This window comes from Pseudovibrio sp. Alg231-02, from assembly GCF_900143565.1.
In the GTDB taxonomy this organism is placed as follows: domain Bacteria; phylum Pseudomonadota; class Alphaproteobacteria; order Rhizobiales; family Stappiaceae; genus Pseudovibrio.
The window spans coordinates 321,005-337,023 of the sequence record NZ_FREX01000006.1 but is presented as its reverse complement, the minus strand read 5'-3'; the positions used below and the strand labels follow the sequence as shown (position 1 = coordinate 337,023).

Annotated in this window: 12 protein-coding genes; 9 read left to right on the top strand and 3 right to left on the bottom strand. The window is 48.3% G+C overall.

The window, feature by feature from the left end; all coding sequences use genetic code 11:
• The coding region (locus DHN43_RS17625; protein WP_108819478.1) for an HlyD family type I secretion periplasmic adaptor subunit at window positions 1-928 on the top strand (928 nt) is incomplete at its 5' end.
• A gap of 113 nt (window positions 929-1,041) precedes the next feature.
• On the opposite strand, the gene DHN43_RS17620 is transcribed toward DHN43_RS17625, so the two are convergent.
• Entirely contained in the window at window positions 1,042-1,674 is a 633-nt protein-coding gene (locus DHN43_RS17620) for a tyrosine-type recombinase/integrase (RefSeq protein ID WP_108819477.1), read from the bottom strand.
• An 866-nt stretch (window positions 1,675-2,540) separates the two neighbouring features.
• Between DHN43_RS17620 and DHN43_RS17615 the strand changes: the two genes are divergently transcribed.
• Window positions 2,541-3,131 (top strand): GNAT family N-acetyltransferase, encoded by a 591-nt coding sequence (locus DHN43_RS17615; RefSeq protein WP_108819476.1) that lies wholly within the window; start codon window positions 2,541-2,543, stop codon window positions 3,129-3,131.
• A gap of 101 nt (window positions 3,132-3,232) precedes the next feature.
• Here DHN43_RS17615 and DHN43_RS17610 read toward each other — a convergent pair whose 3' ends face one another.
• Window positions 3,233-3,943 (bottom strand): TetR/AcrR family transcriptional regulator, encoded by a 711-nt coding sequence (locus DHN43_RS17610; protein ID WP_159096919.1) that lies wholly within the window; start codon window positions 3,941-3,943, stop codon window positions 3,233-3,235.
• A 231-nt stretch (window positions 3,944-4,174) separates the two neighbouring features.
• On the opposite strand from DHN43_RS17610, the gene DHN43_RS17605 reads away from it, so the two are divergent.
• Window positions 4,175-5,338: an NAD(P)-dependent alcohol dehydrogenase gene (locus DHN43_RS17605; protein WP_108819474.1), complete on the top strand. Its 1,164-nt coding sequence runs from the start codon at window positions 4,175-4,177 to the stop codon at window positions 5,336-5,338.
• A 279-nt stretch (window positions 5,339-5,617) separates the two neighbouring features.
• Window positions 5,618-6,997, top strand: a complete 1,380-nt coding sequence (locus tag DHN43_RS17600) for a serine hydrolase domain-containing protein (RefSeq protein WP_108819473.1) — start codon at window positions 5,618-5,620, stop codon at window positions 6,995-6,997.
• Between the two features lie 622 nt (window positions 6,998-7,619).
• Here DHN43_RS17600 and DHN43_RS17595 read toward each other — a convergent pair.
• Window positions 7,620-8,585: a helix-turn-helix transcriptional regulator gene (locus tag DHN43_RS17595; RefSeq protein ID WP_108819472.1), complete on the bottom strand. Its 966-nt coding sequence runs from the start codon at window positions 8,583-8,585 to the stop codon at window positions 7,620-7,622.
• Window positions 8,586-8,967: 382 nt separating this feature from the next.
• Here DHN43_RS17595 and DHN43_RS17590 point away from each other — a divergent pair, with 382 nt between their 5' ends.
• Genes DHN43_RS17590 through DHN43_RS17570 form a run of 5 tightly spaced genes read left to right on the top strand, consistent with a single transcriptional unit; the run spans window position 8,968 to window position 15,969 of the window.
• Window positions 8,968-10,065 carry a hypothetical protein gene (locus tag DHN43_RS17590; RefSeq protein ID WP_159096917.1) on the top strand — a complete coding sequence of 366 codons (1,098 nt, stop codon included), beginning with the start codon at window positions 8,968-8,970 and terminating at the stop codon, window positions 10,063-10,065.
• A 9-nt stretch (window positions 10,066-10,074) separates the two neighbouring features.
• Complete coding sequence (locus DHN43_RS17585) at window positions 10,075-12,021, top strand: hypothetical protein (protein WP_108819470.1); 1,947 nt, start codon at window positions 10,075-10,077, stop codon at window positions 12,019-12,021.
• Between the two features lie 32 nt (window positions 12,022-12,053).
• Window positions 12,054-12,365, top strand: a complete 312-nt coding sequence (locus DHN43_RS17580) for a CU044_2847 family protein (RefSeq protein ID WP_108819469.1) — start codon at window positions 12,054-12,056, stop codon at window positions 12,363-12,365.
• A 1-nt stretch (window position 12,366) separates the two neighbouring features.
• Window positions 12,367-14,214, top strand: a complete 1,848-nt coding sequence (locus tag DHN43_RS17575) for a hypothetical protein (protein ID WP_108819468.1) — start codon at window positions 12,367-12,369, stop codon at window positions 14,212-14,214.
• Window positions 14,215-15,969: a hypothetical protein gene (locus DHN43_RS17570; RefSeq protein ID WP_108819467.1), complete on the top strand. Its 1,755-nt coding sequence runs from the start codon at window positions 14,215-14,217 to the stop codon at window positions 15,967-15,969. It abuts the gene before it with no gap.
• Window positions 15,970-16,019 lie beyond the last annotated feature (50 nt).

The window sequence follows — 16,019 nt, the reverse complement described above, 5'->3', positions numbered from 1 at the left end:
GGTTGAGCTGGCAAAGACCGACAAGATTGCTGCCACTGCTCTGGATGGTGAGCAAGCTCTCTTTGCTGCCCGTCAGCAAGGCATCAAAGGCCGCAAGAAGCAGCTTGGCGAGCAGATTGCTCAGCTGGAGCAGCAGATTGAAGGCTTGCAGGTGCAGCGCGATGCGAAAGCTGAAAGCATTGATCTTGTCACCCAGCAACTCGCCGACTTTGCTTCTCTTTTGGAAAAGCGCCTGATCAACGCCTCTCAGGTCACCGCCATCAAGCGGGAACGGGCCGAGCTGGTTGGTGATCGCGGCGGGTTGATCTCGCAGGTCGCTCAGACCAAGGAAGCCATCAGCGAAAAGCGTGTGCAGATCCTACAGCTGGACGAAGAGTTTTTGGAGAAGGTCCTATCCGACCTGCAAAACATCCGCTCGCAGATTGCCGAGCTGGAAGAGCAGGAAGTGGCTGCACAGGACCGCCTGAAGCGCATCGACATTCGCGCCCCGCAATCCGGTTATGTGCACCAGCTCAACGTTCACACTGTTGGCGGCGTGATCGCACCGGGTGATACCCTCATGCTGGTGGTGCCGGAAGACAGTGATCTGGTGATTGAAAGCCGCGTTCAGCCCGTTGATGTGGATCAGCTGCAAGTGGGACAGGACGCTTATGTGCGCCTTGCTGCTTTCGATCAGCGCACCACACCAGAGCTGGGTGCAGCTGTGCTCAACGTCTCCCCGGATCTGACCCGCGATGAGGTTACCGGCGAACCGTTCTATCTGGCACGCCTGAAGATCCTGGAGAGCGAAATGCCAAAGCTGAACGGCCAGACCCTCGTCCCGGGCATGCCCGTCGAAGGCTTCATCCAAACCGGCGAACGCACCGTCCTCTCCTACTTCATAAAACCCATGCAAGACCAAATCGCGCATGCGTTGAAGGAGAAGTAAGGCGCATATACAGAAAATTGCTGAAACATACAGAGAGAAGGCAATCAGTTTATAGGCATCTGGTCAAACACTGAAAGAGGATTTGGAGCTGCTCCCTTCCAGCTCCTTGTCCTCTAAATATCGACCTTCTCTGAAAGCGAGAGTGCATCCTCAAGATCGATACCTAGGTATCTGACAGTACTGTCCATCTTAGTGTGGCCAAGAAGAAGCTGCACTGCACGAAGATTACCTGTCTTCTTGTAGATCTGCGCAACTTTGGTTCTACGCATTGAGTGTGTGCCGTAAGAACTTGGTTCTAGCCCGATTGATAAAACCCACTCTTTCAGCATTCGACCATACTGTCGCGTTGAAATGTGCGGCCTGTCATGAAACCGACCAGGCCATAAATACTCTGACCCGATCATTTCTGGACTGTCTATCCATTTTGACAAGGCTGATCTGGTTCCTTCCATGAGTTCAAATTGAACAGGCTTACCGGTCTTACTCTGTATTATTGAAGTGCGCTCTTTCACTCGTCCTGCAGTAAAGACATCGACAACCTTAAGACGTACAAGGTCACACCCTCTGAGTTTGCTATCGATTGCTGTATTGAACAAAGCTAGCTCACGTACTTTGCCTGCAAGCTCAAGGCGAACACGAATGGCCCAAACGTGCTTTGGTAGCAAAGGGCGCTTTTGCCCGACAATCCTGCCACGATTCCAGGCTGGTTTTATTGGTCGGATCATAGGAAGGTTTGTAATGGTCATAACAGCTCCTCCATGCCATCCCTCAACCACCACATCGAACCGATTTTACTGCATGTAGAAGACGGTTTTGAGATCTAGATCTACAGACGTGGCAGAGTAGTAATATGCTCTGAGGATGAGCTTAGACTTCAATGAGCGAACTACGTCTGTTTTGAAAGCCTAAGTCTTTACCTAGTTGGCATTGCTATGAAGTGGGCCAATGCGATCATTCGGGTGTTCCTAGCATCGATTGAGCTAGCTCTGATGGAGAGCTACTACAGACGTTCTCATCAAAGCATCATGATCTTGTCTCTTGGCATACAGCCCAAAGTCATTCTATTCAAAATCTGCTTTTCTCTTAAAAGGTGTTGTACCTAGCTGACTAATCGAATGCACGTGTCGGAAAGTGAAGCTTGTCAGAAACCCGCCAAATCATTCTGAGTAACGCCAGCACCCCAACTACAAGCCAATGCATAGGGTGCGCCACCAGAGAGGGCATACAAGAAAGCTTTATGGGTCTGCAAATGATCAAGGAGCTCTTGAATGTCTTGTGGCCAATGGGCAATCGAGAGTTCGACTTATATTCAGAATGGCCAATGCCTGGTCGGTCTGGAGCGATGATACGTATATTGGGCTGGAAAGGGCCGCCGAGCAATAGCTCTCCAGGACAAGTGAGTCCTCAGATTACCATGGAACATTAACACTGGAATGCTGGAAAGCAGACACGCAGCCTATTTACAAACCGATGGTCGGTTTGTAAATAGGCTGCGTAAACCAGTTCGTTGCTGCAATCGCATTTAATGCTGAGTTTCCATCTTTCGGGAGTTCACTTTACGTCTATTCCTGCACAGTGGAACTATCCCTAGCAATCAATTCATGGAGCCAACATGAAGTATCCTATTGCCTCTGAAAGGCTTTCCTATCGGTTATGGGAAGAGTGTGATCTCGGTCCGTTCGCCTGCATGAGTGCTGATCAAGTCGTTATGCGGCACATGGCTCAAGTAATGGACCGCAAGGGAGCGATGGCTTTTATCAAAAGAACCATAGCTGCGCAGGCGCAAAACGGAGTTTCATTGCTGCCAGTTACTTTAAAGAGTTCTGGAGAGTTTCTAGGTGCAGTCGGATTGAATATTCCAAATTATGGAAAGCCTCTCCCATTCGATCCTTGCATCGAAATTGGTTGGCGCTTTAAACGATCTGCTTGGGGAAATGGATACGCCACTGAAGCAGCAGCACAGTGGCTCCGCTTTGCATTTGAAGAGCTAGATCTAGAGGAAATTGTAGCTTTTACAATTCCAGCGAACATCCCTTCACAAAAGGTGATGGAGCGTCTGGGAATGAAACGAGACTTAAATGGAGATTTTTTACATCCGGCGCTCGACCAAGAACATCCCAAAGCAAGGCATGTCCTTTATCGTTTGAATATCTCAGACTGGCGCATAAGAAATCCCGCCCTCAATCAAGTATGCATGACTTAGAAACTCTTTTGCATTTTTTTCTGAGGCCCAATACTTCAAATCTGAGTTGAGCGGCACCTCAAACAGTGATGCAACAGTGCTGCGCTTTGCCAATCGCCCACTTACTCAATTGGACGAGTTTCCATTGTCGCATGCACAGCATCCGGCCAGCCAAAACTTGTTGTGCCATCAGGTAGACCCAAAGTTCTGTCGATCGTGAGAAATTGTAGGTCAATTGCTGCCTGTAGTTTTTCAGCTGCAAAGTCTGCCTTTTTGGTTCCCCGCGCATCAATCGCTCTTAAGAGCGCAAAATCAAGAAAGTTGCTGATGTGAAGAATGAGCTCGGCAGCAGTCTCAGGATCGGCGATCTTAAAGACGCCTTCTTTACAACCTTTTTGGAGGATTTGGGAGAGAATTGGTACAGCACCAACGCGTACTCTACGTTTGAACTGCTCCAACAACGCCAGATTTCTCTCTTGATTCATCGTGCGAAATATTTCCACTTGCCCCGGGTAGTCATGCTCCCGCAGATAGTTTGCCCGTAGGTGTGTGAAATTGTGCAGGAGGTCGGTCGCGGACGCACCCTCATCAGCGACAACCATTGCCATTTGGGAGAGTACAGCATCAGCTAGTCGGTCCAACACACCGAACAACAACTCTTCCTTGGACTTGAAGTGATGGTAAAATCCCCCCTTCGACACACCTGTGAACTCCAAAACATCTTGGACTGTCGTTTCTTCGAAGCCTTTGGAGAAAAATAACATTTGCGCGCAGTCCAGCAACTGGGCACGTCGTTCTTCAGGGCTCATATTTTTACGCATTGGTGCTTTCACAAAATTCCCCTTGAAACCGACCGTCGGTCTTAATATACAGACTTCCGGTCGGTTTATAACTTGGCTACCTCACTGGGCAAAGCAAATTGTCTACTCAACGTGATGGATACACAAATCTGGCACAGCATGTTCCCCCAATTATGCTGTGCCAGAGCGCTGATTTTGGAATGACGTTCCAGTTTATCAGTTTCGTCTTATGCCAGTGTCTTTGATTTTTAAGGAGTTGCGCAATTGAAAGAACAACTCGAGAGTTCGGTAACCTACCACAACACCACAAAGGTCTCTGCTATCGCCCTGACGAAGCAGCCGCAAATCGGTCAGGTCGCGAATGAACTGAAGTTACTTACGTTGCCTGTTCCTCGACCGGCTAAAAATCAGGTGGCAATTCAATTGATTGCATCTTCAATGCATATTGATGAAATCTATGCAGCCCAAGGCACTGCACTTGGCCGATTTTATGCTCCCAAAAATATTTCAGTAAATAACCCTCACATAATGGGGTCTTCTGTTTCTGGGATTGTCGTCGCGATTGGAAGTTCTATTAAACAGTTCAAGCTGGGAGACGAAGTTGTGGTCATCCCGAATGAATCTGGAGAAAATGGTTCATGGGCTACATATAGATGTGTTTCTGCGCGTTATGTGATGCTCAAACCTTCAAACATGTCTCATGTAGCAGCTGCGGCAATCATGCTGTCAGCCTGTGTTGCTTGGGGTGCATTGCGCACAGCAAACATCAAGGCAGGTGAACGGTGTCTGGTTATTGGTGCTTCGGGGGCGATCGGATCAGTGCTTGTCCAAGTACTCAAAGCCAAATCTGCCTATGTGACAGGTGTTTGTAGCGCTGCAAATGCGAAACTTGTACGCACTCTCGGGGCAGATAATACTCTGGATTATCAGAGTACTGAGTTTACTGCAGAAAAAGCCAACACTTTCGATAAAGTTTTTGATTTGGTTGGAGGTTTGAGAAATGAGGCAGCCGCATATCGCTGGCTGAAACTGGGCGGAAAATTCATCACTGTTGTTGGCCCAGTTCAATATCTAGGTGAACGTAAGCTCTCGCGAAAAGAGTTTTTCCAAAGTGTTTGCCATGTGATGTGGAGAAGCATCTCGACCATTTTTCGGGGGCCCCGTTATAAATTCTGTGCAACCCTACCCAGACATGTTGCTCAGGATGCAATGCAATTTGCTTCGGAACACAAGATCCACTCACCAATTGAGATGGAAGTACCATTCAATTTAAAGCGGATTCAAGATGCAATTGGAGTTCTGACCTCGCATAGAACCCGCGGTCGAATTGTCATTCGGTTTGAAAATTCTGAGCTGCCAGAGAACCCCGAAAACCGTGCTGAGAGCAGTATTGAAGAAAGCCCATTAAGCCAATGCAATGGGCATTAAACTCTACCCCCATACATTTTACCTTCGCGGACGCAGATAAGGTTTTGCTCTGGCTCTACCGAAAGGCTTGATGGTTTCTTTGAGCGGTCTCAGGCGGTGCCGAAAAAGTATTTGCTCGCCTGCAAATGAAACTCTACTGCACTATCCATTTTGCCCCTTCAGCTTACTCAGAACAGTGCTTTCTGAACGACCATTCACTTTACAGAGAAACCTGAGCAGGAAGCGGGTACCTCTCTGAATTAGCAATAATTTACTTCATGCTTTGGAACTTTTTAGCTTATGTCTGATCTCAAAAAATCAATCGTATGGACCGCTCTTGGGGTTTCCATATGCACACTTCTGATCCCGCTGATTACGGAGGCCAGAGGAATGCAGACCTATTTGAATCTTGCGAGTTTTTTATTGATTTATGCAGCAGGGGTCGTGCTGCTCACGCTTCTGATTTCTTTGGTGAAGCGGGATTTATTCCGCCCTATTTCAAGCTATTGGACCACGATTTTAATTTCTTCTAAAACCATGATTGCGTTCATGATCGGATTTGGCCTCTATTGGTATGACTTTAGCGTAGCGCGGTCGCATTCGTATTTTAGCGACTATGCTTATACTTATACCCTACCAACTATACGAACAGACGGCTGGTGGATCGGAGAAGCAGCGAGTGAAGGCATCAGTCAGCAAAGACTGAAAACAATTGTCGAACGTTTTGTGAATGATCCAGATTTCAAGTGGCAACACAGTTTTGTTTTAATCAAGAACAACAGGGTAATTGTTGAAGAGTATTTTTACGAGCATACCATTGATAGTTTAAATGATTTACGTTCCGCGAATAAGTCCATAACTTCTATTCTTGTCGGCATAGCAATCCAGCAAGGGTTCTTCACAAGTGTGAAAGATCCCATTGCAATGTATCTGCCAGAATATGCTGACATATTCAAATCAGATCCCCCAAAAGCAACCATTACACTTGAGCATTTACTGACAATGCAATCAGGCCTGGATGCAAATGATTGGGACAAACGGTCTCCCGGCAACGAAAACAGGTTGTACCAAAGTGACGAAGATTGGGTTCGTCAGCTTCTTTCGCTTGAGTTAAAAAACAAGCCAGGTCAGCAATTCTCATATTCCAGTATTGGCGAGATTGCTCTTCGGCAGGCAATAGTCAACGCAAGCGGTATGCCGCTTGACGAGTTTGCTAAAGTCTATTTATTTGAACATCTGGGCATTAAGAATTATAAATGGACCCATCGTCTGGAGGGGAGGCCAGATGTTCCATATCGTATCCAGCTCACAAGTCGGGATCTTGGCAAGCTAGGTCAGCTCTACCTGGACATGGGATCATGGGAGGGCAGACAAATCGTTTCGCCTGATTGGGTCATTCGCTCCACTGATGTGCACACCAAAACCACAGAGAAACGCCTTGGTTTCCCAAACTATGGTTATCTTTGGTGGAAGCATGAATTTAAAGTAGGAGAGGTACTTTTCGAAAGTTTTCAAGCACAAGGTAGCGGCGGGCAGTTCCTGTTTGTAATACCTAAACTAAGCACAATCGCTGTTTTCACCAGTAGAAATTTCGGCCGCTCCCGCCAAATTAACCCACTCAAGATAATGAGAAATGAGATCGTACCAATGCTAGCAAAACATCTCGTTGATCATAGCTAAAGAGCGTTTTGTTCCTTCTCTTAGATTTTGCACTTCCACAGACCGACGGTTAAACCATTCAACACTTGAGTAAAGTGACCGGAGTGTTCTTTATGCAGACAGTTCACCCCTTGTTGGCAAACATCAGATTGCAAAGCATAACTGCCTGTGAAGCCTCATGGTCCATGAGTTACCTGAGTGTCCTCAGTCATAGTGAATGTTGAACTTGCGAATACGGTGTTTATTTCAGTTCACCGAACACGTGCTTTCTGACTTCAGTATAAAGTTAGATGAGGACACCTCAAAGTTGAAGCCTATTCAGGTCAAGGAAATTATCGCATCGAAGCAAATGTCAGCTTATGGTCACGCGCGACGCGTCAGGAATGGCTAGAATTTCGGGCCAACTGCGGCCATTCGCGTGTTTCCATCAAGGGTTGAGCTAATTCATCCAGAAGCGTCGTTAGCTATCTTCATGACGGGCCTGCAATTCTCTAAACAGCCATTCATGTAGCATGCCGTTCTACCTCATGTCTCACTCCTGTCGTCGTGATCATGGGCCAAAACACTCCCTTGTCAAATCAAAGCGATGTTGAATGAGCCTCATAGCAAAAAACAGTTAATTTTTGTAACAGAGATAAATTGACTACCGGTTCCGCACATCGGACGGAGTGGCTCCGTATAGGCGTTTAAAAGAACGAGTAAAATAGGACAAATCTCCAAATCCGCACCCATATGCAATAACGCTAATATTTAATTGCCTCAGTTTCGGATCAGAAAGTTTTCTATGAGCTAACCTTAGTTTCTGTTCCAAGACATATTTGCTGAAACTGGTTTGCTCGGAAGCAAAAATATCTCTTAAGTAGCGCTGGCTTATCCCATGGCGTGCAGCAATTGATGCAGCATTTAGGTTTTCATCTAGCAAATGAGAGCTAATATCTTTCTTCAAGGACACAAATCGTGCCGCACGTGCACTATCTGAGATGTCCATGTGGAGCCTGTCTTTTTCGCGAGCAAGAGCAAAAGTGATCAGATCGTGCAAATGTGAAACTGTCTGCGCCGCAGTTTCCATTCCTAGATGTTCAGATTCGTCAATTAAGATCCGAGAGTACCTGGCGGCAAGTCGCAGCTCGGCAGAAGATGCTATTCCACCCTGGTCAAGGATCTGTTGAGGGTCAATGCCGTATCCTTCGATCAAATGAGTTGGAACACCAATCATAGTTGTCGTGAAGTTCTTGTTGACTTTGCACAAAAATTCTTTGTCTGCCTTCCACACATGCGCATCTCCCGACTGAAAAACTTGCTCAGCGCTACGACTTGTTTTGATGCAAACATCTGCAGCATAAGTGACACATAGAACAAGGTCGTCTGGAGATTGAAAGGTTTGGTTGACACTACGAGTTGCCTGAGCCGGGGTCCCGGAAATTGATAATAGGTTCAATTGAGAACAGGAATATGCACTAAGTCGCATAGTAGCCGGTACTTGTTCAGGCAGATCAATACTCATCTTCAAATGCGACTCGAAGATCTCTTCAATCGCCTGTCGGCGCAAAACAGCTTTGATATCACTAGAAAAGAATTGTTTTTGCTCCATGGCACCTAATTGCCTCATTCAGAAGTTGCTCTTCGATAACAATTACACATTTTGGCAGGGTGGCAAAGAAAGTGTTTATGCCGTTCTGTCTTAGTTTTTGCTCTTTCCAGTGCCGCTTTGTCCAAGAATTAGTTTTAGCAAGTCTTTAATGTGCCACCTATTCCGTCTGCACAGTTGATCTGCATGGTTTGAACAGCTGCTAACGCACGATTACCAAAATCCAAAACTTGGAGAAGGTAGAATGCTACGAAGAGAAGTCACCTCCGCGAGGAGACCTGATCCTCCTAAGTTGTATCAGATTTGACACGATGAGAATTACCTCAGACGACTTGCGCAGCGTCGCCACCAGTAAATCTTATTTCACCGATCCTGTATTTCCCGATGCCACTTGGAGCTGACAATGAGTTCACGAAATGTATTCAAATTCGCATCGCTTAGGGCACCAAAATACTCACCACCCGATTTGGAGCAAGCTAACTTCCTCAATGTTTTAGCTGAGTTTTTTCCAGATCTTTCCGTCGGTTCTAGTCCAGATGCTCAGCTCATCACAGATCCGGAGGCAGAACGTAGTTTTTTTGCTTCTATCAATGTTTCCTCTGGCAGCGACTACGAGACACGTCGCCGTGCACTTATAGATCGGTCAGTAGAGCTACGTTCGTCAGATGAGGCCTTTACTCGCAAAGCTGAATGGCAACAATTACGACGAGCAGAGTCGTCATTGCGCCACCTTGTATTGGCCGAAGGCCCTCTATTACCACTTTCACCCAACGCCACGTGGGTTCGTGGTGCAGCAGCCTTGATTGCCTCAGCACAGGCGTCTACCGAAGACCTGAGTGACTGGCTTGGCTCAAACGAAGCCGACATGTTGCAATCCTCGCTTTGGTCCACACTCTATGCGTTGACGGCATTACAAGACAGCGATGCCCGTGTGCGTTCTTCGATCTTCTTCTGGTTAAGGCTCTTTACTGCGTTGCACCTGGCACTGAATACGCAGGACGGTGAGCAAACCGTACGTTTCACAGCAATCCCCATCGGAGTGCCGAATACTTTGCCGCCGCAGCCTGGTCCGTTACCAGTAGACAGCGTCGATGACACAGAAATGAAGAACGTTGCTCGGCGTGAGCGTATCACTCAGATTGACCATGATATTGTAGCGTTGGTTAAAGCGCAGAACGAGTTGGAGCAAGTCGATGCACTCTTGCCGCCGGTTGTAACTGGAAAAGTCTTTTCCGGTGATCAAATCCGAGAACCGAAACCTGCGAGCACCGGCGAGTTCCCATCCACATCTCGATTGAAGGCGGCAACGCTCAGTGATGATGCCTCAAATTTATTGACCTCCGCCGGCATTGTTTGGCTCAACCAACTGCCAGATGAAGTTGATGCCGACATCGACGAGCAGATTGAAAAACTCGAGCTGGAGCGACAGCGCTTGTCGATCCGATCAGAACTGACAATGCGCGGTGCCGTATTGGTTAAGCGAACCGTGCAGCTAGATTGAGGAAAAGTTATGTCGTCTGTACCCCGTCGTGTTACACCTTTCATCGGCGATCTTCATGTCGTCAAGCAAAACCTTCTTGGCTATCGCACTGCCGAACTCGCAGACATCCGCACAATAATGGCCGGAGAGCATTTCGAGCGAAGCACGCGCTCCCTACGTAGGGAAGAGAGTGAGATTATTAGCCGTTTTGAGCGAATCTCCGAAGAAGAGAGCGAGCGTAAGACTAATGATCGGTTCGAGCTGACGAACGAAACCCAAAAGATGATCCTGTCCGAGACCAGTTTTGGAGCCGGGGCGGAAGTATCAACTTCTTTTGGGCCGATTTCAGCGAGTGCTTATTTTGACTTCAGCCAGACAAACAGTCAGACAGAGACCTCTGTTACAAGCACACAATACGCTCGTGAAGTGGTGGAGCGCGCCGTCAAGCGCATTACCGAGAAGAGTTTTGATGAGAGAAGTGCCAGACTTGTCGAGGAGTTCGAAGAACGCAACCTAAACCGCTTTGCGAATGACGATGGTGAGAACCGCTCAGGTCTTTATTTTTGGATCGATCAAGTCTCGCGATTAAAGGTATTCAACTATGGTTTGCGACTATTCTATCGCTTCTACGTTCCTGAGCCAGCGGCGTTCTGGATTATGTCGCAAGCACGCCAGCATCAGCAGGATGTGCCAGCAGAGCCAGAATACCCCAATCACAACGGCAAGAAACTCACTCCTGCGATGATTAATCGCGGGAACTGGCGTGGACTGGTTGGCCGGGTTGAGGCAGGAGGAGTGAAGCCACCACCTGCCAGGTTTTCGTATGTTACCAAACATATAAATCGCGAGTTTCGGGAGCTAACTTCACATTTTGTCATCACCCCAAGTCAGGTTGACGTTCCAAAAGGATATCGTGCGCATAAGATCGACGGAGTCTCTCGGTTCTTATGGATGAACTTTCGAAACGGCGCGGAGGTGCGTAAATCCGATCTAGATATCATTGTGGGCAAAACATATTTCTCAGTTGAAACAAAAAACGGCGCTGATCCCGTTATCGTCAATTATGATCCTGATGCCGTGGCCGGCGACATTGGTAAGGTACCAATTGGTGCCCAGTTCGATGCCCTTCCGGATGGAGACTACGGTTGTTATGGAGTTTATGCGGCTGTGCGCATTAAGTGCAAACTTCTGGCACAGGAGTTCCGGAAGTGGCAGATGGAAACCTATGACGCCATCATGGCGGCTTTTCATAAACAAAGGTCTGACTACGAAGAAACTCTGGCCGAGCTTGAGACGCGTGGAGGATTCCAGATTACAGGCCAACCACCTGCAATCAACCGCCAAACCGAGCGTATAGAATTAAAGAAAGGTTGCATCACGACATGGACCGGTCATACTTTTGACCACGCCCCAGGGATTTTACACAACCCCGAAGGCGCTCCCCCTGATAACTTCCCACGTGTTCACCTCGACAATGCTGAAGCATTGGCGAAGGATGTCGAGTTGCTCGAAAAGGGCTTTGACTGGGACCTGATGACATATGAGTTACTGCCCTATTATTGGGGGCGCAAAGAAAAATGGCTCGAAACAATGGCACTCAGCGATCCTGACCCTCTGTTTCGTGAATTTCTCCGTGCGGGAGGGGCCATGGTCACCGTGCCAGTGAACCCTGACTATGCTCGCCGGATTCTTTATTTTCAACTGACAGGTCATACGTCACCCGATGACGATGTGCCGATGTTTCATGCCAATAATCCTTCGGATACCTTGTCTTCCAACGAAGAGAGCAATCGCGACCCCGAGTTTGAACTCTACCATTCCTTCATTAGGGAGCTGGAGGCAGAAGAGCCTTATGAAAACCTCGACGGCGACGTAGAGATAGACGCGGATGATCCTAAGGCCTGGACAGTTTCTGTACCGATGCCAATGACTTGGCTCTCAAATGACGTAGAGCTGCCTTCGCCGGACGAAACCTGACGCGCGCAATTGCCAACACACGGGAACAAGTAATGGTTAAAGTACAGAGATTCTCCACCCCATCAGGCTCTGATGTTGAGTTTGCGGTTGAAACTGATAGCAGCAGCAGTGGCTCGCTGGATGATGCGCTCAAGGTACTCTCTTCCATAGCCAGTGCGGTCGAGGCTAGCATGCAAGAAGTTGAAGAGGGAGCTCCCGAAGAGACCGAAATTGCCTTCGGTCTGTCGCCCTCAGTTGATGGTGGTATGGCGATAACAGGAGGCGGATCGAAGGCACATTTGCGCGTAACAATGCGCTTTGCGGGAGACCTTGCGGGCCCAGACATATCTCCAGGAGAGGGCTAACATGGTCATTCCAGCCAATGATGTTAAAGCGAGTTCGCGCTTTAGGGTCGTGACGACAAAGAACGGCTTTGAACTGCAACATATAGTTCATGTTTCCATCGGTACAATTCCGATCAGACACAAAATTGAGATTACAGACCGGAGGCTTGATAAATCTACACCACCGCCCGTGTCATGGTCATATCACCCCGTCCAAGAGCTACCGCCTCTCGACGCTGTTAAGGGGGAGACCGGGCGCGAAGAGGATGCCATCCGTTACTTCAGCGCGTTCGGAAATGCACTTGCTGGACTTGTTCAACCCAGCGGTGGAGCCCTCCCTTTCAAGCTGCCACCGCAGCGCAGATTTGATCAGATCCGCATTTATGCAGGACCAGGGATCTCGGTTAAACCAGATGATAAAATTCGCCAATTGATGCCAGGAGGGAAATATGGCGATGGTAATGCAAGCGCTGCTTTGCGCGGATACACACCGGACCTGCAAATAATTCGCATTCAATCTCCCTGGCGCATCCCGCGGATTGGTGAGGCGGTCAGTCCGCGCACAATTTTGGCCAGCTATGTTCATTCTGACAAACTGGCAGGCCTTCAACCGGCACCAGAAATGGAAAGACTCGCCGCACTGATGCTCGACTTCGACAATGTGGTGAGTGATCTGAGTGTTGGGGAACTACTCGACATGATCCATATGGATCACAGTTTTGCTCGTCAGAGTTATGCGGTGAGCGATTTCTTCCAGCCGATGGAACTCGTCAGGAAAGATAAGCCAATGCTCTATGCTGAGCTCTATGCCGCTTCCTACTTCCTCATGGCTAATCTATGCCTCACAGGGGATGAGGTGAAGTTCGACCCAAAACCTTGGGGAGTACGGCTGGTGCATCTTAAGTCGCTGATTGCAGTCGATGTCCGTGTACCAACAATGCAAAAAGACCCATGGTTTAACCGTGACCTACGCGAGGCAGTGCTGGGGCGGCCGGTACATGAAGAAACCAGTCACAGTGATTTTAATGCGGCATTTGAGGTTAATATTCTGGCGCAAAGGATGGAGAAACGTAGTGATCTGATGAAATGGGTCGGCATTCCGGTTACTCAGTTTTTCGGTGCGATGTCCGAAGAGGAAAGAGAAGAAGAGGACGTAAAGTCTGTAGCTGTGAACAATGCTGCTGTCAGTAACAGTGTACATTGGCTACTTGCACCGGAGCCGGACAAACAAGGAGCACCACCGATCCTGATCATAAAAACCCCATCAGTGCGTGTAACACTTTCGTCTCCGGGGATTACCGAAATTACCGCGCGGATGGCTGAATACCGAACGGGTACGCGCGATGCCACAGGTAGCCGAGAACTACAGCATGTTCTGGGTGCGAATATGGTTGCCTGTATGGAGGTGAAAACGCCGCCTGAGATGCCTGAAGAGGGAGGGATACATCGCGGGATCTTTCCAGACAAGTTCGAATGGCTCGAGCCAGAAGGTCAGCGCTCTCGGGCGCAACTTATATCGGAAGAGTTACAAGTCGATCTGCTCGACACCGCCTTTCGCATGATACCTTTTATTGGGGATGCAGCAGACATCGCAGAGTTTGTTTGGGGGGTGAGCACCGGACGCGATGCCTTTGGGCGTAAGTTGACTAGAGCGGATTTGGCGCTTTTGGGTCTCGGTTTACTCCCATTTATGAGCCGGTCGTTGCTTAACAGCGGGACAAAGTTACCTAAGAGCTTGGCCGCCAGTCTTAAGGCCGCTGAAGTTGCCACAAATGTCAGCTTCGCCGCAATGTTGGGCAAAACAGTCTACGATGTATGGGATGTGGCTGATTTTGAATCTCCCCCCGCACAAACTGCGGAGTTTTTTTAAGTGTTAAAACCTAAAAGTTCAAAGCCTAAAGGACTGAAAAGCAAACGTAAGGTTGGTTTAAACGCAAGACATGCGCACAAGGGTCAAACAGCAGACGAAGCGTTAAATAACAACTTACGCTCGGGCACTATCACTCAGGCAGACTTTGAGTTCATGATAGATTTAGCGAAGCGCTATCTATTGTGGGAAAGACCAACAAATGAAGAGATGAAGCGGCGTTCTGAGATCTTACGCAAACTCGTCGGACTGCCCATGTCGGTCGGAAGCATGATTTCCGCGAATAATCGCCGCTTTATTCCTGAGGACCTACACCAACACCACATCAAAGACACCCATGGCTTGGTCTCTCCCACACACTGGTTGATACGCATAATCCACGAAGAAGAGTATGGTATTGTCGATAGTCGCATAAATTATCACATACATGTGCGACGATTACTGCGCGATTACTTTGGACCAGACTTCCGAGACATTATTAAAAATACGATTTCCACCCGACGCCAACGTGAGATTTTGTCTTGTGAAGTCGCTCACCCAGATTTTAGGCACACCTTCGTTTCCAATCCTTTGAGCAGGATGCATGGCCGTGTCATCTTGCCGGGCGGCGAGCAAGTCATGCGCCCGCGCGACCCTGAGGTTATGTTGCGACCTCTCTTCGATCTGTCTGCAGCAGAGATGGCTCATTTTATAGACGGCTCCAGTATGCGTGGAGAAATTCGCGAGGTTCTGAAAGAACTTATCAAGTCGGGTTCGGCTGACGATCTAGCTCATCACGTGATGGATATCTCGGCCTACCGCCCCACGCGGATCAATGCTGCTTACATAGGTCATATGAAAGGGTTACTTTTTGAAGTATTGATGCGTGAGCGGCAGTTGGAAATGCTCTCCGATTTTAGCCGCTTGCATAAAGGACCTGGTGAGCCCTTGTTCATCCTGGGGCCCAAAGCCCGTATGTTTGACCGTGTCATCAAGCCATCGGTCGATATGTCTGATGGGACTTTGGCGGTGTTTACTGGCCGTCCACGCGGTAAAGACAGACCACCTACACTTGAGCCTAAGCAAATACACGAGTTGAAGTCGGGTTTCTCTGGCGACATACAAGCATACATGCAAACCAGTAAGTGGACGATGCGGTTACCCGAGCTTGCCGAGTTTATCATTCCAGCTAACGCGCTAATCTACAGAACAAGCGGTGGCAAGGTGATAGGTCCCTTGCCATTTAGTCAGATTCTGGCCAGAGAACGTGTGCGCCCCATATACGTCAACCGACTCCGTAGCCAAAAGAATGAAGGCAGGGTTTCAGGTGCGATCGACAAATCTGCCTGGGTATTTGGACAAACAGCATTTGACGCTCATGGTGGGCGTTATGATCGGCGTGCTCTGCGTGGTAAGCTTATCTTAAACAACGTGTTGGATCCCGTTTTTCTTGCCAACAGTGAGCGACGAATGACCCCCGAACGAGTTCAATTGGAAGAACTTGCCAACAACATCGCTGAAATCGATGATCCTAAACTCGCTGAACGTCTACGCAAGATGACACCGGAAGAAGCACAAAAGCTATTATCGGATCGTGATTTAGCTGCGTTTTTCCCTGATCAGGTGGTTGCGCCAGAAATTATGCTCAACTTTGTCGCTGAAGAACTAGAGTTTATGGCGATCCGCGTACTAGAGGTTTTGGCACGCCGGATTTTTAAGTCGGAACCGACAAGTTACCTCGAGCTCACTCCACAAGTTCTTGGCTCAATAAGCAACTAACGACACAGCTTTTAAGATTGGTTGGTTTTGCGGTTAATCCGTTTGTAAAA

Coding starts and splice junctions, on each gene's coding strand:
- DHN43_RS17575 (WP_108819468.1), top strand. CDS start 12,367: ATGGTCATTCCAGCCAATGATGTTAAAGCGAGTTCGCGCTTTAGGGTC.
- DHN43_RS17595 (WP_108819472.1), bottom strand. CDS start 8,585: ATGAGGCAATTAGGTGCCATGGAGCAAAAACAATTCTTTTCTAGTGAT.
- DHN43_RS17585 (WP_108819470.1), top strand. CDS start 10,075: ATGTCGTCTGTACCCCGTCGTGTTACACCTTTCATCGGCGATCTTCAT.
- DHN43_RS17620 (WP_108819477.1), bottom strand. CDS start 1,674: ATGACCATTACAAACCTTCCTATGATCCGACCAATAAAACCAGCCTGG.
- DHN43_RS17600 (WP_108819473.1), top strand. CDS start 5,618: ATGTCTGATCTCAAAAAATCAATCGTATGGACCGCTCTTGGGGTTTCC.
- DHN43_RS17580 (WP_108819469.1), top strand. CDS start 12,054: ATGGTTAAAGTACAGAGATTCTCCACCCCATCAGGCTCTGATGTTGAG.
- DHN43_RS17590 (WP_159096917.1), top strand. CDS start 8,968: ATGAGTTCACGAAATGTATTCAAATTCGCATCGCTTAGGGCACCAAAA.
- DHN43_RS17615 (WP_108819476.1), top strand. CDS start 2,541: ATGAAGTATCCTATTGCCTCTGAAAGGCTTTCCTATCGGTTATGGGAA.